The sequence below is a fragment of the Caballeronia sp. J97 genome, from assembly GCF_905220305.1.
In the GTDB taxonomy this organism is placed as follows: domain Bacteria; phylum Pseudomonadota; class Gammaproteobacteria; order Burkholderiales; family Burkholderiaceae; genus Caballeronia.
The window spans coordinates 19,720-37,404 of record NZ_CAJMZL010000014.1; the positions used below are offsets into that span (position 1 = coordinate 19,720).

Consider the following 17,685-nt stretch of genomic DNA (forward strand, 5'->3'; position numbering starts at 1 on the left):
CACCCACAGGAGGCGGCATGGATGCAGTCAGGACCTTCCTCGAGAATCAGTCGCTGTTCGCGCTCTTTCTGACGATCGCGCTGGGTTATCTGATCGGCGAGATCAACATCAAGGGCGTGGCGCTGGGCTCCGGCGCGGTGCTGTTCGTCGGACTCGCGATCGGCGCGTTCGCGCCGAAGTCCGCGCCGCCGCCGTTGCTCGGCACACTGGGGCTGCTGTTGTTTCTGTACGGCATCGGCATTCAGTACGGCGCGCAGTTCTTTCGCGGACTGACGAGCCGCGAGGGCGTGAAGGCGAACATCGCCGCGTGCATCGGCGTGGTCGTCGCGGGCTTCGTGTCGTGCGGCTTCATTCACTTCGGCATCAAGCTCGCCGATGCGCTCGGCATGTTCGCCGGCAGCGGGACCAGCACGGCGAGCCTGCAGGTCGCGATCGCATCGATGAAGAACAACGACGCCGCCGTCGCCTACAGCATTTCGTATCCGTTCGGCGTCGCCGGGCCGATCCTGTTCATCTATCTGCTGAACGTTGCGCTCAAGGTAAAGATCCAGAAGCCGCCCGCGAAAATACTCGAAACAGCGGAAATCGCGCTGCGCGACGCGAGTCTCTTCGGGCTCACGCTGGCGGAGCTATCGAGCCGTCTGCCTTCGGGCGTGGTGATCGCGGCGGTGCGGCGCGCGCATCACAATCAGTTGCCCACGGCCGACTTCACGCTGCGCGCCGACGACGTGCTGCTCGCCACGGCCACCGATCGCCGTCTGCTCGACGAAGCCACCGCGCTGTGCGGCGAGTCGCAACCGGGGCGGATGTCGAGTCATCGCGAAGACCTCGACTACATGCGCGTGTTCGCATCGAACCCGGCGGTCGTCGGCATGGCGCTCGGCGACCTTCGCTTTCCCGATGGCGTGAATTGCGCGATCGCGCATGTGCGCCGCGGCGACGCCGACATGATCTCGACGCCCGATCTCATCCTCGAAGCGGGCGACCGCGTCGGCCTGCTCGTCAATCGCGCGCATCAGGCGACGATGCGCACGTTCTTCGGCGATTCGATCAAGGGCACCGCGGATCTGAGCTTCATCTGCCTCGGCATCGGCGCTGCCGTGGGTTTGCTGGTCGGCGCGATTCCGCTGCCGGTGCCGGGTCTCGGCGCGTTCAGCCTGGGCCTCGCCGCATTGCTGCTGGTCGCGTTGTGCCTCGGCAAGGCGCGTCGCAACGGGCCGTTCGTCTGGGTGATGCCGCTTTCCGCGAATCTCGTGTTGCGCAATCTCGGTCTCACGATTTTCCTCGCGCAAGTGGGCATCTCATGCGGACCGAAGTTCGTCGCGACCGTCGGCACCGCGGGGCCGCTGCTGTTGATCTACGGCGTCATCACGCTGCTGGTTCTCGTGGCCGTCACGGCCGTGTGCTGCCTGTGGATCTTCAAGCTGCCCTTCGACACGTCGATCGGCGTGATCTGCGGCGCGACCGGCAATCCCGCGATTCTTGCGTTCGCCAATCGCGTCGCGCCGACCGATCAGCCCGACATCATGTACGCGATGATTTTTCCGTCGATGACCATCGTCAAGGTGCTATTCGTGCAGATCGCCATATCGCTTGCCGCGGGTTAGGCTTTGCCCCACCATGCCATCAAACGTTTCAAGGAGCGCATCATGGAAGTGGCGATCTACAGTTCGACGCCTTACGAGCGCGAGTATCTCGACAAGGCGAACGAGACCGAGAAGCACAAGCTCAAGTACCACGACATGTCGCTCGACATGGACACCGTCGAGCTCGCGGCGGGCTATGGCGCGGTCTGCATCTTTGTCAATGACAAGGCCGATGCCGAAGTGCTCGAAGCACTGCACAAAGGCGGCACGCGCCTGATCGCGCTGCGCTGCACAGGCTTCAACAACGTCGATCTCGCGGCCGCCGCGAAGCTCGGCATCAAGGTTGTGCGCGTCGTCAACTATTCGCCGAACTCGGTGGCGGAGCACGCGGTCGCGCTGGTTCTCGCGATCAATCGCAAGGTGCATCGCGCATACAACCGCACGCGGGATTCGAATTTTTCGCTCGACGGACTGATCGGCTTCGATCTTTACGGCAAGACGGTCGCGGTGGTGGGAACGGGCAAGATCGGTTGCGTGTTCGCGAAGATCATGCAGGGCTTCGGCTGCCACGTGTTCGGCTACGATCCCTATCCGTCGCCGCAATTCGAGGCCCTCGGGCTGAAGTATGCGACGCCCGGCGAGATCGGCGAGCGGGCGGACATCGTCGCGCTCTTCTGTCCGTTGACGCCGCAGACGTATCACATCATCAACAAGGAGTCGCTCAAGCGCGCGAAGCCCGGCGCGTTGCTCGTCAACACGAGCCGCGGCGGTCTGATCGACACCGAAGCGGTGATCGAGGCATTGAAGACGGGACAATTGGGCGGCCTCGCGATCGACGTCTATGAACAGGAGGCCGATCTCTTTTTCCGCGATCTGTCCAGCGAGATCATCACCGACGATATTTTTCAGCGGCTCGTTTCGTTTCCCAATGTCATCGTGACCGGGCATCAGGCGTATCTGACGCGCGAAGCCCTGACGACCATCTGCGAGACGACGCTGCAGAGCATCACCGCGTTCGAGAAGAATCAGCCGCTGGAAAACGAGGTGAAAGCCGGATAGGCGCGCGCCCATGCAAGCGGAGCATCCGCCCGGCGAGCGTGCGCGGGAGCCCGTGCTCGACACCGTCGATCGCGTATCGGAGCTGTGCTTCGGCCTGTTCATGGCGCTGACCTTCGTCGGCACGGTATCGGCGGCAACGGGCGGCGAAGGCGCGGGGCGCAAGATGCTGTACACGGCGCTCGGCTGCAATCTCGCATGGGGTCTCGCCGACGCCGTCATGTATCTCGTTCGCACGATCGCCGACCGCGCGCGCAGGCATGCGCTGGCGCTCGCCATTCATCGCGAGCGCGACGCGGCCGCGGGCGTGCGCACGTTGCGCGCCAGGCTGCCCGCGGCGCTCGATCCGTTCTTCTCCGACGCCGATCTCGAATCGATACGCAAGCGCATCGCCGCGAGCGCCAGCCTGCCCGAGCGCGCACGCTTCGAGCGCGATGACTTTCTCGCGGCGCTGGGCATCTTCCTCATCATCGTGCTGTCGACATTGCCGGTCGCGGTGCCTTTTGTCCTTGTCAATCACGTTCCGACGGCCCTGCTCATTTCGCGCGCGCTGACCCTCGCGATGCTGTTCGGCTGCGGCTTCGCATTGGGCGGTTACGCAGGCTGGAGCGGCTGGAAAGCGGGCCTTTCGATGGTGGCCCTGGGCGTGCTTCTGACGATGGCGATCATCGCTTTAGGCGGATAGTTAAAAGCGCAAGGCGCCCGGCGAACGATCGAACAAACACCTATGCGGCGATTCTTGAAATCGCTAAAGGGTTCGCATATCTTCGAATGGCAGTCGCTTTTGGCGCGGCTCGACGGTCGGCGCGCACCGAGCTACAAACGGCAATTCGAGAATATAAATACGCTGGTTTGGTCACAGGCTTTTCACGCATTCGATTCCTGAATTTGGAGTGGTCTGTATTGCCGACTATCGCGGCGCCGTATCGGCCGCCTCACGGCCCGATGCAGGTACGAGACGATGCGTAATTTCATAAGCGTGCTGCTTGTCGTGTCCGCGTTCGCATGCGGCGCGAACGCGTGCGCGCAGGCACCGGCGGCGAGCGGCGCCGCGCCTGTCGCGATGAATCCGGCTGACCTGGACAAGCTCGTCGGACCGATAGCGTTATATCCCGACGATCTCATCGCGATCATTCTGCCGGCATCGACGTATCCGATCGAAATCGTGCAGGCAGACAGATTTCTCGAACGCCGCAAGACCGCCAAGGACTTGCCTGTGAACGACGCGTGGCAGGACCCCGTGAAGGCGTTGCTCAATTATCCGGAAATCGTGAAGAAGATGAGCACCGATCTCGACTGGACCGTCGCGCTCGGCGAGGCAGTCGTCGCGGATCAGAGCGGCGTGTTGCAGGCGGTGCAGCGCTTTCGACGGCAGACGCAGTCGGTGGGCAATCTGAAGAGCGATGACAAGCAGACGGTCGTCGTCGAAAAGGAAGTCATCAAGATCGTGCCGTCGAATCCCGAAGTCATCTATGTGCCGCAGTACAACCCGACGACGGTCGTCGTGAGCAGTCCGACGCCTGTTTATACCTACGCGCCCGCGCCTTATCCCGTTTACTACTATCCGTATGCGCCCGGCGCCGCGTTCGCGACGGGCCTCATCTGGGGCGCGGCGATCACGGCCGCGTGGCATGGCGGCCACTACGAGACGAACTACAGCGGCGGCAACAACACCATCAACATCAATCGAGAGGGCAATGTCAATCGCACCGAGGTGAAGAACGAGTTGAGCAATCGCGCGGCGAATCGCAGTGGAACGGGATCGGCGCAGTCCAGCGCGTGGCGTTCCGAGAAGAAGCCCGGGCAAGTGTCGGGCACGAGCGGACGCACATCGACATCGCGCGTGGGCGATGCTTCATCGCGCACGGGCAGCGGCACCGCCGGCGCATCGGGCGGCGGCGCGCAGCGTGCAGCGGCGCGCACGCCGACGGCCACGCAAAACACGCCGCGCGCGCAGAATACCGGCAACTTCCAGGGACGCGGCGGCGATGCGTTCAGCGGCTATGGCTCCGCGCAGAGCGCACGCGCGGACAGCGCGCGCGGTGCGGCGAGCCGGCAGTCGATGTCGGGCGCGGGGGCGGGCGGCCGCAACTTCCAGGGCGGCGGCGGCGGCTTCTCGGGAGGCGGTCGCGGCGGATTCGGCGGCGGCGGCCGCGGCGGCGGACGCCGATAGGAGCCGTGTCATGAACATGTCGACTCGCATAGTGCTTGCGTGCGCCACCCTCGCGATGTTTCTCGCGCCGCCATGGGTTTGCGCCGCGCAACAGCAGCAGACTTTCGCGACGCCCGACGAAGCGGTGAGCGCGCTCGAACAGGCGCTGAAATCGAACGATGACGCCGCGCTCATCGCGGTATTCGGCGACGCGCACAAGCGGCTCGTCGTGACGCCCGACGAAGCCGAGAATCGCGAGCTACGCGCCAATGCGCTCGCCGAATTCAATGCTTTTCACATGCTGGAGGAGACGTCGCCCGACCGGCGCGTTCTGCGTATCGGCGACGAAGCGTGGCCCATGCCGATCCCCCTCGTGCGCGAGCACGGCGCGTGGCGCTTCGCAACCGAAGAGGGCGAGCAGGAAGTGCTGGACCGGCGCATCGGCGCGAACGAGCGCGAGGCGATCAGGGTGCTGCACGCCTATCTCGATGCGCAACGCGAGTACGCGACGGTCGATCGCATGGGAGACGGCGTGCTGCAATACGCGCGCAAGCTCGGCAGTTCGCCCGGCAAGCGCGACGGACTCTATTGGCCCGCCGATGAATCCAGGGGCGAAGAGTCGAGCCCCTTCGGTCCGTTGATCGCGGCGAGCGCGAATTATTTCAAGGATCGAAACCCGGGCGATGCTTATCACGGATACTACTTTCGCATCCTCACGAAGCAAGGAAAGCATGCCCGGGGCGGCGCTTTCAGCTATATCATCAACGGGCGCATGCTGGCGGGTTTCGCGATGGCCGCGTATCCCGCGCAATACGGCGCGAGCGGCGTGATGACATTCATTGTGAATAACAACGGCGTCGTGTATCAAAAGAATCGCGGTGCCGCAGCGCCGCCGCTGACGGAATTCGATCCCGACGCATCCTGGACCCGTGTGCAGGAGCCTTAAGACAGAACGGGCGCAGATCTCGTGGAATCGCCGGCATCTTGAATCGCTTGAACTCTCGATATGAGGCAAGGAGTCGCCATGAATGCAAAGAGATTGCGTGCGGGCTGCGCCATCGTGATCGCCGTGATGGCGCTCGATGCCATCGCGCAGAGCAAGCCGATCGCGTATCCGTCCAAAGGTCAAAGCGCACAGCAGCAGCAAAAGGACGACGGCGCGTGCTATAGCTGGGCGAAGAGCAATACGGGCATCGACCCGGCGACCGCGTCGGCGGCGCCGCCACCGCAAGGCGGTCCGGCAGTCGGCGGCGGCGAGCGTGTGGGCGGCGCCGCGCGCGGGGCGGCAGGCGGCGCGGTGATCGGCGCGATCGCCGGCGATGCGGGCAAGGGTGCGGCCATCGGCGCGGCGACGGGCACGATGGCGGGCGGCGTGCGCGCGCGTCAGAACAAGCGCGCGCAGGAAGCCAATGCGCAGGCGCAGAGCCAGGGCGCGATGTCGACGTACTATCGTGCGTGGGCAGCGTGCATGCAGGGACGCGGTTATTCGATCCAGTAACGTCGTTGCAGCGTCGTTAAAACAAGGAGCGCGATCATGAAGCGCGTTGGCCTCGTTGTCTTGTCATGCCTTGCGATCTCCGCAAGCGCATGGTCCGCCCAGCCCGAAACCGACGTGAGCGTCGTGCAGAACCCGGACGGCGCCACGGTGCAGGGCGTCGCGAAGGTCACGGCGACGATCGTCGGCATCGATCCCGCGACGCGCACCGTCACGTTGAAAACGCGTTCGGGCAAGGTGATGGAACTGGAAGTCACGAACGAAGCGCGCAACTTCGACCAGCTCGCGGTCGGCGATGTCGTCACCGCGCAGTATCGGGAGTCGTTGACGCTGAGTCTGCTCGACAAGAAGGCAGAAGCATCGCGGTCCGAAAGCGAGACGGCCGAGCGCGCGCCGCGCGGCGCGAAACCGGGCGGCGAGATCGGCCGCGAAGTGACGATCATCGCCGATGTGGTCGCCGTCGATCGTCATGCGAAGACCGTCACGTTGCGCGGCCCACGCGGCAACACGGTGGACTTGCACGTGCAGGACCCCGAACGCCTGAAGCGCGTGAAGAAGGGCGATCAGGTGAAAGCGGTCTACACGGAAGCATTCGCGATATCCGTGGAACCGGCGACGACGAAATAAGCAACACGCGCGTGGCAGGCGCGGGAGAGACCAATGAAAAAACGCTTTGCATTCGCGTTGACGCATGGCGCGTGCGCCGTTGCGCTCGCGCTCGCCGGTTGCGCGCAACCCGAGCAGCGCGTGCAGCCGGGCATGGATCAGCAGGCGGTCGTCGCGAAGCTGGGGCCGCCGAAGGAGACCTATGACCTGCCCAACGGCGGCAAGCGCCTCATGTGGCCCACGCAGCCGATGGGATCGACGACCATCGCCGTCGATATCGATGCGTCCGGCAATACCGTCAGTGTTCGGCAAGTGCTTCAGGAAAACGAGTTCTATCGGGCGGAAGTCGGCAAGTGGACGCGCAACGACGTGATGGTCGCATTCGGGCGTCCGTTCGAGACGGCGTATTTCAAGCGGATGGATCGTGAAGTGTGGTCGTATCGATACATGGAGAACAACATCGACCACATGCTGTTCCATTTCTATTTCGATGCTCAGGGCGTGCTCCGGCAAACGCAGAAGCAGCCGGACCCGAAATACGATCCGAGCCAGCGCAACGTGCTTTGAACGGAGACCGTCATGCGCGCGAGACCGAGCGGTTTTGCATGGAGCGTGCTGGGCGCGCTCGTGCTTTCAGGCACGTGCGTTCAGGCCGCGAACCTGAACTTTCTCAAGGACACGCCGATCAGCTACATGAAGCCCGCCGATCGCCAGGCGCTCAATCGCGCCGCGCAGCGCGCGCTCGACACGAAGAAAGACGGCGAAACGGTTCGATGGAACAACGAAGGCACGGGCAACACCGTGCCCATAGAAGGCACCGTCACGCCGCGCGACACGGTGAAGAGCGAAGGTGAGACATGCCGCAAGGTCACGCTCACCGCGGTGGCCAAAGGTCAGACGCAGACCTGGACGCCGACCGCCTGCAAGAAAGGCGGCGGCCAGTGGCAGATCAAGAAGCAGTGAGCTCGCGCTAGAAGCTGACGGCGAAGCCGAACGACACGCCGTGCACGTTGTGGCCGAACACGTAGCGCACCATCGCGCGCGTGCGCGTGATGACGACGGGATATCTGCTGCTGTCCAGTTCCAGGCCCACGCCGAGCGATGTCAGATCGTTGAAGCCGAGCACGCCCGCGCTGTCGCCGAAGTAATGCGAGTACGCGGTTTCGAGCACGTAGCGCACCGGCCGGTCGAGCGCGGAGAGGCCCGTCGGCGCACGCCAGCGCGCCCACAGGCTGAACTGCTGCGCGGTCGCGGAACCCTGCACGGCTTCCGACGAACTGCCGAAGCTGCGTAGATAGATATCGGTTGCGCGGAGTTCGACGTCGATTTCATAGTGCTCGCGATAGTGCTCCAGATCGAGCATCAGCGAGCCGCCGAGACCGTAGGCATTGAGCGCGCCGTCCTGGAGAAACTGCAGATTGGTGTTGGCGAGGTGATTGAACACGGTCTGCGCGACGCGCAGATCGCTCGCGACACGGCCGATCATGCCGTTGAGGATCGGCCGCAAGCGCAGCTCGTTGGTGATGGGAAAGTCCCAGCCGATGCCGATCGTCGTGCTCGCGGTGTTCCATTTCGCCGGCACCGGACGTTCCTGATTGCCGTCGGTCGCGACGAAGGTCGGATCATAGCGGCTATACGCGACGGTGCCTTCGAGATAGAGCGGAAATGTCCTGCTGATGGTGAAGCCGCCGCCGAGTTGCGTCTGGCCGAAGCCCGGATTGCCGCTCGCGCCGCTGTTGATGGAGAGCGAACTGGTCGTGACGTCGGGCACCGCGGTGTACGACATGATCGCGAGCACCGCGTTCGCGTAGTTCTTGACGTTCGTGCCGACCACCGCGCGATCCGGCGCGGCCTGTGCCTGCGCGAGGCCGGGCGCGGCGGCGAGGACGGCGAGCATCGAGAAGTGTCGCAACAGGCGCGTAGAAACGATCGGCTTTCGCATGTGCAGAGCGTGCCAGAATGTTGAACGGCTGGTTGGTCGTACGTTGCATTCGGCTGCTCCGCCGGCAGGTCTTTGCGTGCGCGGAGCCGTTGCCCGATCTCACGGTCATACGCCGAAATGTAGCTTAACGTTCGCCGCGCGCCAAGCTCGTTGCGCACGCGTGTGTCCACACGGCGACCCAGAATTTCCTAAACTGAAGCTATCGTGTGCAGCGCATCCGGGAGTGACCGATGAGACTGAACGAGCCGCGCATGGTGGTTGCAGCCATCGGTGTTTTCATCTGGCTCGCCGGACTCTACTTCACGATCCACGGTCTGCTGTATGACCTGAAGCTCGAATTCCGCTACGGCATGTGGGCGCTCGGCATCGGCATCCTGATCTTTGTCGTCGCGCTGAATCCGCTCGCGCAGCGTGGGCCGCGCAAGCGCGACAAATCGTCCTGAACCGCCGGATGGTGTATTAGATCGAAAGAGGAACCGCAAAACTCAACGGAGAATTTGGCAATGGGTGATCTCTGGCTAGGCAATGTAGACGAGTCCACGACCGACGACGAAATCCGGCAGTTTCTGTGCAACTACGGTTTTCCTCCGTACGATTCGATCAAGCGCGTGCCCGGCACCGGCGAGCATCCGGCCGCGGTCGTGAGTTTCAATTCGGTCGAACCGCATGTGCTGCGCACGTTTCAGCCGCGCATCCACAATATGTTCTGGAAGAATCGCACGCTCGTGGTGCAGGTGGTGCCCGAGCGCAACGAAACCTGACGGCGTCGCGACCCTGGCGCGTGCCGCGCGCATCGCCGCGACGGCGGCTTCCGCGTGGACGCGCGGGTTGCATCGAACAGCATGGGGAGACCACGATGAAAGAAGACAAGGCTGTCAGTGAGCCGAAAAGCGCGCGCGAAGGCGCGGGCCCGCATGAGCGTCTGAGGCGGAAACAGTACGAGAAGGAGCTCGCGCGCCTGCATGTCGAACTCGTGAAGCTGCAGGAATGGGCGGTCCATACGGGCGCGAAAATCTGCATCGTGTTCGAGGGACGCGACGGCGCGGGCAAGGGCGGCACGATCAAGGCGATCACCGAGCGCGTGAGTCCGCGCATCTTCCGCGTCATTGCGTTGCCCGCGCCCACCGAGCGCGAGAAGACGCAGATGTACGTGCAGCGCTATCTGCCGCATCTGCCGGCGGCGGGCGAGATCACGCTCTTCGACCGAAGCTGGTACAACCGCGCGGGCGTCGAGCGCGTGATGGGCTTCTGCAGCGACGAGCAGGCGAAAACCTTTCTGAAAGGCGTGCCGCTCGTCGAGCGCGCGATCATCCATTCGGGCGTGATTCTGCTCAAATACTGGCTCGAAGTCGGTCAGGAGGAACAGACGCGGCGTCTCGAAGAGCGCATTCACGACGAACGCAAGATCTGGAAGCTTTCGCCGATGGACCTGCGCTCGTACAGCCGCTGGTACGACTACTCGCGCGCCCGCGACGACATGTTCGAGGCGACCGACAACGATGATGCGCCGTGGTACGTCGTGCGTTCCGACGACAAGCGCCGCGCGCGGCTGAACCTCATCACGCATCTGCTCGCGAGCATTCCGTACAAGGCGGTGCCGAGAGAAAAGGTGAAGCTGCCCAAGCGCCAGAAGCCGGAGGGTTACCGCGAGAGCGACCGGCCGCTGCGCTACGTGCCCGAGCGTTTCTAAAGCGCTATCGGCGCACGGAATCGTCATGTCGAACCGCGCGACCATGGCCCCTGAATGGCTGTTTCACTACGAGAAACAGTGGGCGCGCGCCGATATCGTCGCCGGGCTGACGGCCGCCGCCGTCGTCATACCGAAGGCGCTCGCCTACGCGACGATCGCGGGCCTGCCGGTTCAGGTCGGCCTCTACACGGCATGCGTGCCGATGATCGTCTACGCGTTCACCGGATCGTCGCGCGCGCTTTCCGTCAGCACGACGACCACGCTCGCGATTCTCGCCGCGAACGCGCTCGCCGCGGCCGTCGGCAACGATGATCCGCATGCGCTCGCCGTCGCCAACGCCACGCTGACGATGCTCGTCGGCGCGATGCTCGTCGCGGCGGCGTGCCTGCGCCTCGGCTTCGTCGCAAACTTCATATCCGAGCCGGTGCTCGTCGGCTTCAAGGCGGGCGTCGCGATCGTCATTGTCGTGGACCAGTTGCCGAAACTGTTCGGCATGCACTACCCGAAAGGCTCGTTCTTTCACAACGTCGGTGCGTTCGTCGCGGGTTTGCCGCATCTGTCGGCGAGCACGCTCGCGCTCGCGCTGCTCACGCTCGCCGCGCTCGTTCTGCTCGAACGTTTCGCGCCGCGCGTGCCGGCGCCGCTCGTCGTCGTCGCGGCGGCGATCGTCGCGGTGGCGGTGTTCGATCTGCGCGCGCACGGCGTCGAAACGGTCGGCGCGGTGCCCGCCGGATTGCCGTCGTGGACGAAGCCGGATCTGTCGCTGGCATTGAAGCTATGGCCGGACGCGCTGGGCATCGCGTTGATGAGCTTCACCGAAAGCATCGCGGCCGCACGTGCGTTCGCGCGCAATGACGAACCCGTGCCCGATGCGAACCGCGAACTGCTCGCGACCGGCCTCGCGAATGCGGGCGGCGCGTTTTTCGGCGCGATGAGCTCCGGCGGCGGAACCAGTCAGACCGCCGTGAACCGGCAAGCCGGCGCGCGCACGCAACTCGCGGGACTCGTGACGGCGGCGCTCGCGCTCGCCGTGATGCTGCTGTTCGCGCCGCTGATGGCGTTGATGCCGCACGCGACGCTCGCCGCCGTCGTGGTGTTCTATTCGATCGGGCTTTTCAGTCCCGCCGAATTCCGCGCGATCCTGAAGATTCGCCGGACCGAATTCGTCTGGGCGCTCACGGCATGCGCGGGCGTCGTGCTGCTGGGCACGCTGGAGGGCATCGTCGTCGCGATCGTCGTGTCGCTCTTCGCGCTCGCGCATCAGGTGTCGAATCCGCCGGTGTATGCGCTGGGGCGGATACCGGGAACGAACGTGTTCCGGCGCGCTTCGTCGCGGCACCCCGACGACGAAGCGTTTCCCGGCCTGTTGCTGCTGCGTCTCGAGGGACGAATCTTCTTCGCCAACGCGCAACGCGTCGCCGAAAAGATCCGGCCGCTCGTGCGCGAGTCCGGCGCGAATATCGTCGTGCTGGATCTGAGCCGCGTGTTCGACATCGAATACACCGCGCTCAAGATGATGCTCGAAGCCGAAGCGCGTCTCGCGGCGAGCGGCACCACGCTCTGGCTCGCGGGTCTGAATCCGGGCGTGCTCGCGGCGGTGCGGCGCTCGCCGCTCGGCGAGCTGCTCGGCGAATCGCGCATGTTCTATAACCTCGAACATGTCGTGAGCAAGTATCAGGAGATTGTTTCGCGCAAGGGCGACGATCTCGCGCGTCGATAAGTCGCGATTTTTGCCACTTCCCTGTCGCACGTTGCGCATATATTTTAATGATGGTATTCAATTCATCGGTCCACGCGTTCCTCTCATCGGCCGATGCATCTGCTTCCAGCGTTTTCCCCTGAACGTTCTCGTCGCGGAGGTCACGTCATGACGTATGCAGGTCAACTGGCGCGCAGCCAGGACATCGCGGACAAGGTCACGCGGGTGTTTCAGAAGCGCGCGGAGCTCGCGCAGCGGCAATTCAGCGAGCGCGCACGCGATGCGGGCATGCGTCTTTTCAGCAACGGCGGCGCCGATCATTTCAGCGATGCGGGCGCGGACGCGACGGGCCAGTTCAACGGCTATGCCTATGCGGTCGATCTCATGCAGCGATCGATTCTCTTCTGGGACACGCTGCGTGAGCGCGGCAACAATTTCGTCGAGCAAACGAAGCGCGGTCTCGAACCGGTGCTGCATTTCGCGCATGACATGCTGATCGACGGCCGCACCTTCGAGCGGCCCGTGAACTATGCGCTGTTGCGCATCGTGCCGCCGGAGGGCGTCATCATCGATCCGCTGAAGCGTCCGTATCTCATCATCGATCCGCGTGCGGGTCATGGTCCCGGCATCGGCGGATTCAAGGACGATTCGCAAGTGGGCGTCGCGCTGCGCGCGGGCCATCCGGTGTACTTCGTGACCTTCTTCCGCGATCCGCAGCCCGGCCAGACGCTGCTCGACGTATGCGCGGCCGAGCAGCGTTTCGTGAAGCACGTGCGCGAGCTGCACCCCGACAGCCCGAAGCCCGCGATCGTCGGCAACTGTCAGGGCGGCTGGGCCGCGATGATGCTCGCGAGCTCGCAGCCCGACGACACCGGCCCGCTCGTCATCAACGGCGCGCCGATGTCGTACTGGAGCGGTGCGTGGAGCGAAGGCGAGGGCGACAACCCGATGCGCTATTCGGGCGGCATGCTGGGCGGCACATGGCTCGCATCGCTGACGGCGGATCTCGGCAACGGCAAGTTCGACGGCGCGTATCTCGTCGAGAACTTCGAGAACCTCAATCCGGCGAACAGCCTGTGGGACAAGTACTACACGCTGTTCGACAAGATCGATACCGAGCCGCCGCGCTTTCTCGACTTCGAACGCTGGTGGGGCGGCTATTACCTGATGAACCGTGAAGAGATCGAATGGATCACGCGCAATCTCTTCGTCGGCAACAAGCTCTGGTCCGGTGAAGTGCGCGGCGTGTCGGGCGCATCGTTCGATCTGCGCACGATCAAGTCGCCGATCGTTCTTTTCGCGTCGATGGGCGACAACATCACGCCGCCGCAACAGGCGTTCAACTGGGTCGCCGATATCTACGGCAGCACCGACGAGATCAAGGCGCGCGGCCAGGTGATCGTCGGACTGATGCACAAGAGCATCGGACATCTGGGCATCTTCGTGAGCGGCAAGGTCGCGAAGAAGGAGTACACGCAGATCGCATCGGTGCTGGAAGCGATCGAAACGTTTCCGCCGGGGCTGTATGGCATGGAAATCGCCGAACGTCGAGGCGAGAACGGCAAGATCGAGTACGACGTGAGCTTTCAGGAGCGCCGTCTCGAAGAGGTCGCCGCGCGCTTCAACCGGTTCGAGCGGGTCGACGAGTTGCCGTTCGAAGCGGTGAAACAGGTATCCGATTTCAATCAGCGCGCGTATGAACTGTTCGCGCAGCCCTTCGTGCAGGCGATGGCCAACGACACCACCGCGACGATGCTGCGCGCGTTTCATCCGTTGCGCGCGCAACGCTGGATGTTCTCCGATCTCAATCCGTGGCTCGCGTGGCTCGGTCCCGCGGCGCAAGCGGTCAAGGCCGCGCGCAAGCCCGACTCCGAACGCGATGTGTTGCGCCGCGCTGAGCATTGCGGTTCCGACATGATCAGCGCGGGCCTCGACTTCTATCGCGCGATGCGCGATGCGGCCACGGAAGCGATGTTCTTCTCCGTGTACGGCAACATGTTCTCGGCGCATCACAAGGAGGAGCAGGCGGCGTCCGCGCAGCCAGCCGATCCGCGCGATCTGCCTTTCGTTCAGGAAGCGCTCGCGTCCGTCGCGCATGGCGGTTATGCGGAAGCGGTCGCGCGCGTCGCGTGTCTGCTGGCGCGTCACGATGAGCCGCTGCCGCTCGCGCGCATGGTGTTGCGGCAGGAACTCGCGGCCGACTACGCGGACTATCTGCCGCAGATGCCGCGCGATGAATGGCGGCGCATTCGCGGCGAACAGGAGATCATCGTGCGCTACGAGCCGGAGCAGGCGCTGTCGAGCCTGCCCGATCTGCTCAACGACAACGAGGACCGCGCGAGGCTGCTCACGCTCTTCGACAAGCTCCATGCCGACAGCCGCATGCAGGGCTTCGAGCCGACCGCCGCCCAGCAGGACATGCTGGCGCGCATTCGCGCGGCGCTGCCCGTCAAGGCCGCGCGCACGTCAAGACGTTCCGCGCCCGCGCATTGAAGCGTCGGCGGCGCATCTCACGTTCACACGGGAGGCGACATGAATCATCCGCATGAAAAGTATGAACGGCTCATCGCGGTTTGCCGGACACTGCCGCCGCTCACCGTGGCGGTCGTGCATCCTTGCGACCGGACATCGCTCGAAAGCGCGGTGAAGGCGCACGAGATGGGCCTGATCGCGCCGCTTCTCGTCGGGCCGCGCGATCGTATCCGCGAGGTCGCGGAGGAATGCAGCCTCAACATCGCGGGCTTTCCAGTCATCGATGCGCCGCATAGCCATGCGGCCGCCGAAGCGGCGGTGGAGCTCGTGCGCGAGGCGAAGGCCGAGGCGCTCATGAAAGGCAGCCTGCACACCGACGAGGTGATGGCCGCCGTCGTGAAGCGCGATGGCGGTCTGCGCACGCAACGGCGCGTGTCGCATTGCTTCATCATGGATGTGCCGGGCCACGACAACGTGCTCATCATCAGCGATGCCGCGATCAACATCGCGCCGACGCTCGCCGACAAGGTCGACATCCTGCAGAACGCGATCGATCTCGGGCACGCATTGCGGCTCGACGAGGTGCGCGTCGCGATTCTCTCGGCGATGGAGACGGTGAACCCGAAAGTGCCGTCGACGCTGGAGGCGGCCGCGCTCTGCAAGATGGTCGACCGTCATCAGATCACGGGCGCGCTCGTCGACGGTCCGCTCGCGCTCGACAACGCGATCGATCTCGAGGCGGCGCAGACGAAGAAGATCGACTCGCCGGTCGCGGGGCGCGCGAACGTGCTGATCGTGCCGGATCTCGAAGCGGGCAACATGCTCGCGAAGAGTCTGTCCTTTCTCGCGAATGCGGACGCGGCGGGCATCGTGCTCGGCGCGCGCGTGCCGATCATCCTGACGAGCCGCGCCGATTCGCTGCAATCGCGGCTCGCGTCGTGCGCGATCGCATCGCTCGTGGCGGCCAAGCGCCGCGAAGAAGCGCAAGTGATGGGGTGAGCTCATGGCCGATGTCATTCTGGTTCTCAACGCCGGTTCGTCGAGCATCAAGTTCAGCGCATTCGATATCGAAGGCGACGAACTCGCGCTCATCACGCACGGGCAAGTGGAAGGCCTGTTCAGCGCGCCGCATTTCGTCGCGTACAACGCGAAAGGCGAAAAGAGCGGCGAGCATTCATGGGGCGAAGGCGTGCGGCTGGAGCATTCCGAGGCGATCACGCATCTCGGCGCTTTTTTGCGCGGGCACGATGCAGGGCATCGCATGATCGGCGTCGGGCATCGCGTCGTGCATGGCGGCGCGCGCTTCACGAAGCCGGTATTGACGAGCCCCGAAGTGCTCGACGAGCTCGACAAGCTCACGCCGCTCGCGCCGCTGCATCAGCCGCACAATCTGAAGCCGATCCGGATCATCGCCGAGCGCAATCCCGGGCTGCCGCAAGTCGCGTGCTTCGACACCGCCTTTCACGCGACGCAAGCGCCGATCGCGCAGGCGTTCGCGCTGCCCGAGTCGATCACGAAGAACGGCGTGCGGCGTTATGGTTTTCATGGCCTCTCGTACGAATACATCGCGGGCGCGCTGAAGCCCGTTGCGCCCGACGCGGCGAGCGGGCGCACGGTCGTCGCGCATCTGGGCAACGGCGCGAGCCTGTGCGCGATGCATGCGGGCAAGAGCGTCGCGAGCACGATGGGCTTCACCGCCGTCGACGGCCTGATGATGGGCACGCGCTGCGGCAATCTCGATCCGGGCGTGATCCTCTACCTGATCGACGAGCTCGGCATGAACGCGCGCGATGTCGAAGACGTGCTGTATCGGCAGTCGGGCTTGCTCGGCGTGTCCGGCGTATCGGGCGACATGCGCGTGCTCCTTGCTAGCAGCGACGAGCGCGCGCGCTTCGCCATCGATCTCTACGTGTATCGCATCGGCCGCGAACTCGGCTCGATGAGCGCCGCGCTGCAAGGGCTGGATGCGATCGTGTTCACGGCGGGCATCGGCGAGCATTCGAAAGAGATACGGCGGCGCGTGTGCGAGCAGGCGGCGTGGTGGGGCATCGAACTCGATGCGAAAGCCAACGATAGCGGCGGCCCGCGCATCAGCACCGCGTCGAGCAAAGTGAGCGTCTGGGTGCTCCCGACCAACGAGGAACTGATGATCGCGCGCCATGCCCTGGCGTTGATCGGCGACAAACGCGAAGGAGCATCCGCATGACGCTCGATGTCCCGCAACCCGTATTGAAGGGCGCGAAAGCGCTCGTGACCGGCATCGCCAATGAGCATTCGATCGCCTACGGTTGCGCGAAGGCGTTTCGCGAACTGGGCGCAGATCTCGCCATCACCTATGCCGACGAAAAGGCGCGTCCTTATGTCGAGCCGCTCGCGAAAGACCTCGACGCGCCGGTCTTCATGCCGCTCAATGCATCGAGCGAGGACGAGCTGGAAGCCGTGTTCGCGCGCATCGCGAGCGAGTGGGGCAAGCTCGACATCCTCGTGCATTCGATCGCATGGGCGCCGAAAGACGATCTGCAGGGCGGCCTGCTGAATTGCTCGGCAGAAGGCTTCGCGAAGGCGATGGACATCTCGTGTCATTCGTTCGTGCGCATGGCGCGGCTCGCGGCGCCGCTCATGAAGGACGGCGGCGCGATGTTCACGATGAGCTATCACGGCGCGAACAAGGTCGTCGCGAACTACAACGTGATGGGCCCGGTGAAGGCCGCGCTCGAAGCCTGCGCCCGCTATCTCGCCTATGAGCTCGGTCCGCAGGGCGTTCGCGTGCATGCGATATCGCCGGGGCCGCTCAAGACGCGCGCGGCATCGGGGCTCAAGGACTTCGATCTGCTGCTGACCGAAGCCGCCGCGCGCGCGCCGCTCGGCGAGCTGGTCGACATCATGGATGTCGGTTACACCTGCGCTTTTCTCGCAACGCCCTTCGCGCGCCGCATGTCGGGCGAAACGCTTTACGTGGACGGTGGCGTGCACATCATGGGATGAGC

18 protein-coding genes are annotated in these 17,685 nt (G+C 64.4%); 17 read left to right on the plus strand and 1 reads right to left on the minus strand.

Features of this window, described 5'->3' with window-relative positions; translation table 11 throughout:
- Positions 1–17 precede the first annotated feature (17 nt).
- The 9 genes from U4Y90_RS18820 (at position 18) to U4Y90_RS18860 (ending at position 7,858) form a co-directional block, all read left to right on the plus strand.
- Positions 18–1,607, plus strand: a complete 1,590-nt coding sequence (locus tag U4Y90_RS18820) for an aspartate:alanine exchanger family transporter (RefSeq protein WP_321796728.1) — start codon at positions 18–20, stop codon at positions 1,605–1,607.
- 42 nt (positions 1,608–1,649) lie between these two features.
- Entirely contained in the window at positions 1,650–2,645 is a 996-nt protein-coding gene (locus U4Y90_RS18825) for a 2-hydroxyacid dehydrogenase (protein ID WP_321796729.1), read from the plus strand.
- Positions 2,646–2,655: 10 nt separating this feature from the next.
- Complete coding sequence (locus tag U4Y90_RS18830) at positions 2,656–3,327, plus strand: VIT1/CCC1 transporter family protein (RefSeq protein WP_321796731.1); 672 nt, start codon at positions 2,656–2,658, stop codon at positions 3,325–3,327.
- Positions 3,328–3,603: 276 nt separating this feature from the next.
- Positions 3,604–4,815 (plus strand): DUF3300 domain-containing protein, encoded by a 1,212-nt coding sequence (locus U4Y90_RS18835; protein WP_321796732.1) that lies wholly within the window; start codon positions 3,604–3,606, stop codon positions 4,813–4,815.
- 10 nt (positions 4,816–4,825) lie between these two features.
- Complete coding sequence (locus U4Y90_RS18840; protein ID WP_321796733.1) at positions 4,826–5,740, plus strand: DUF2950 domain-containing protein; 915 nt, start codon at positions 4,826–4,828, stop codon at positions 5,738–5,740.
- Positions 5,741–5,818: 78 nt separating this feature from the next.
- Complete coding sequence (locus U4Y90_RS18845; RefSeq protein WP_321796735.1) at positions 5,819–6,292, plus strand: glycine zipper family protein; 474 nt, start codon at positions 5,819–5,821, stop codon at positions 6,290–6,292.
- A 36-nt stretch (positions 6,293–6,328) separates the two neighbouring features.
- Positions 6,329–6,916 carry a hypothetical protein gene (locus U4Y90_RS18850; protein ID WP_321796737.1) on the plus strand — a complete coding sequence of 196 codons (588 nt, stop codon included), beginning with the start codon at positions 6,329–6,331 and terminating at the stop codon, positions 6,914–6,916.
- A gap of 33 nt (positions 6,917–6,949) precedes the next feature.
- Entirely contained in the window at positions 6,950–7,462 is a 513-nt protein-coding gene (locus U4Y90_RS18855; protein WP_321796739.1) for a hypothetical protein, read from the plus strand.
- A 12-nt stretch (positions 7,463–7,474) separates the two neighbouring features.
- Positions 7,475–7,858, plus strand: coding sequence for an RT0821/Lpp0805 family surface protein (locus U4Y90_RS18860; RefSeq protein WP_321796740.1), 384 nt, complete (start codon positions 7,475–7,477; stop codon positions 7,856–7,858).
- 7 nt (positions 7,859–7,865) lie between these two features.
- On the opposite strand, the gene U4Y90_RS18865 is transcribed toward U4Y90_RS18860, so the two are convergent.
- Positions 7,866–8,792, minus strand: a complete 927-nt coding sequence (locus U4Y90_RS18865; RefSeq protein WP_321796929.1) for a hypothetical protein — start codon at positions 8,790–8,792, stop codon at positions 7,866–7,868.
- A 275-nt stretch (positions 8,793–9,067) separates the two neighbouring features.
- Between U4Y90_RS18865 and U4Y90_RS18870 the strand changes: the two genes are divergently transcribed.
- The 8 genes from U4Y90_RS18870 (at position 9,068) to fabI (ending at position 17,683) form a co-directional block, all read left to right on the plus strand.
- On the plus strand, positions 9,068–9,280 hold the full coding sequence (locus U4Y90_RS18870; protein ID WP_321796741.1) for a DUF2964 family protein: 213 nt from the start codon (positions 9,068–9,070) through the stop codon (positions 9,278–9,280).
- 60 nt (positions 9,281–9,340) lie between these two features.
- The gene (locus tag U4Y90_RS18875; protein ID WP_321796742.1) at positions 9,341–9,598 is read left to right on the plus strand and encodes an RNA-binding protein; all 258 of its coding nucleotides are present in this window, start codon (positions 9,341–9,343) and stop codon (positions 9,596–9,598) included.
- A gap of 95 nt (positions 9,599–9,693) precedes the next feature.
- Positions 9,694–10,527 (plus strand): polyphosphate kinase 2, encoded by an 834-nt coding sequence (ppk2, locus tag U4Y90_RS18880; RefSeq protein WP_321796743.1) that lies wholly within the window; start codon positions 9,694–9,696, stop codon positions 10,525–10,527.
- Between the two features lie 25 nt (positions 10,528–10,552).
- Positions 10,553–12,247, plus strand: a complete 1,695-nt coding sequence (locus tag U4Y90_RS18885) for a SulP family inorganic anion transporter (RefSeq protein ID WP_321796744.1) — start codon at positions 10,553–10,555, stop codon at positions 12,245–12,247.
- A gap of 147 nt (positions 12,248–12,394) precedes the next feature.
- On the plus strand, positions 12,395–14,719 hold the full coding sequence (locus tag U4Y90_RS18890) for a DUF3141 domain-containing protein (protein WP_321796745.1): 2,325 nt from the start codon (positions 12,395–12,397) through the stop codon (positions 14,717–14,719).
- Positions 14,720–14,758: 39 nt separating this feature from the next.
- On the plus strand, positions 14,759–15,697 hold the full coding sequence (locus U4Y90_RS18895) for a phosphate acetyltransferase (protein ID WP_321796747.1): 939 nt from the start codon (positions 14,759–14,761) through the stop codon (positions 15,695–15,697).
- Between the two features lie 4 nt (positions 15,698–15,701).
- Positions 15,702–16,904: an acetate/propionate family kinase gene (locus tag U4Y90_RS18900; RefSeq protein WP_321796748.1), complete on the plus strand. Its 1,203-nt coding sequence runs from the start codon at positions 15,702–15,704 to the stop codon at positions 16,902–16,904.
- On the plus strand, positions 16,901–17,683 hold the full coding sequence (gene fabI / locus U4Y90_RS18905; protein ID WP_321796750.1) for an enoyl-ACP reductase FabI: 783 nt from the start codon (positions 16,901–16,903) through the stop codon (positions 17,681–17,683). The genes U4Y90_RS18900 and fabI overlap by 4 nt, the downstream gene beginning before the upstream one ends.
- Positions 17,684–17,685 lie beyond the last annotated feature (2 nt).

Excerpts from the sequence above, each read along its gene's own strand:
- U4Y90_RS18820 (WP_321796728.1), top strand. The coding sequence starts at position 18 with ATGGATGCAGTCAGGACCTTCCTCGAGAATCAGTCGCTGTTCGCGCTC.
- U4Y90_RS18825 (WP_321796729.1), top strand. The coding sequence starts at position 1,650 with ATGGAAGTGGCGATCTACAGTTCGACGCCTTACGAGCGCGAGTATCTC.
- U4Y90_RS18830 (WP_321796731.1), top strand. The coding sequence starts at position 2,656 with ATGCAAGCGGAGCATCCGCCCGGCGAGCGTGCGCGGGAGCCCGTGCTC.
- U4Y90_RS18835 (WP_321796732.1), top strand. The coding sequence starts at position 3,604 with ATGCGTAATTTCATAAGCGTGCTGCTTGTCGTGTCCGCGTTCGCATGC.
- U4Y90_RS18840 (WP_321796733.1), top strand. The coding sequence starts at position 4,826 with ATGAACATGTCGACTCGCATAGTGCTTGCGTGCGCCACCCTCGCGATG.
- U4Y90_RS18845 (WP_321796735.1), top strand. The coding sequence starts at position 5,819 with ATGAATGCAAAGAGATTGCGTGCGGGCTGCGCCATCGTGATCGCCGTG.
- U4Y90_RS18850 (WP_321796737.1), top strand. The coding sequence starts at position 6,329 with ATGAAGCGCGTTGGCCTCGTTGTCTTGTCATGCCTTGCGATCTCCGCA.
- U4Y90_RS18855 (WP_321796739.1), top strand. The coding sequence starts at position 6,950 with ATGAAAAAACGCTTTGCATTCGCGTTGACGCATGGCGCGTGCGCCGTT.
- U4Y90_RS18860 (WP_321796740.1), top strand. The coding sequence starts at position 7,475 with ATGCGCGCGAGACCGAGCGGTTTTGCATGGAGCGTGCTGGGCGCGCTC.
- U4Y90_RS18865 (WP_321796929.1), bottom strand. The coding sequence starts at position 8,792 with ATGCTCGCCGTCCTCGCCGCCGCGCCCGGCCTCGCGCAGGCACAGGCC.
- U4Y90_RS18870 (WP_321796741.1), top strand. The coding sequence starts at position 9,068 with ATGAGACTGAACGAGCCGCGCATGGTGGTTGCAGCCATCGGTGTTTTC.
- U4Y90_RS18875 (WP_321796742.1), top strand. The coding sequence starts at position 9,341 with ATGGGTGATCTCTGGCTAGGCAATGTAGACGAGTCCACGACCGACGAC.
- ppk2 (WP_321796743.1), top strand. The coding sequence starts at position 9,694 with ATGAAAGAAGACAAGGCTGTCAGTGAGCCGAAAAGCGCGCGCGAAGGC.
- U4Y90_RS18885 (WP_321796744.1), top strand. The coding sequence starts at position 10,553 with ATGTCGAACCGCGCGACCATGGCCCCTGAATGGCTGTTTCACTACGAG.
- U4Y90_RS18890 (WP_321796745.1), top strand. The coding sequence starts at position 12,395 with ATGACGTATGCAGGTCAACTGGCGCGCAGCCAGGACATCGCGGACAAG.
- U4Y90_RS18895 (WP_321796747.1), top strand. The coding sequence starts at position 14,759 with ATGAATCATCCGCATGAAAAGTATGAACGGCTCATCGCGGTTTGCCGG.
- U4Y90_RS18900 (WP_321796748.1), top strand. The coding sequence starts at position 15,702 with ATGGCCGATGTCATTCTGGTTCTCAACGCCGGTTCGTCGAGCATCAAG.
- fabI (WP_321796750.1), top strand. The coding sequence starts at position 16,901 with ATGACGCTCGATGTCCCGCAACCCGTATTGAAGGGCGCGAAAGCGCTC.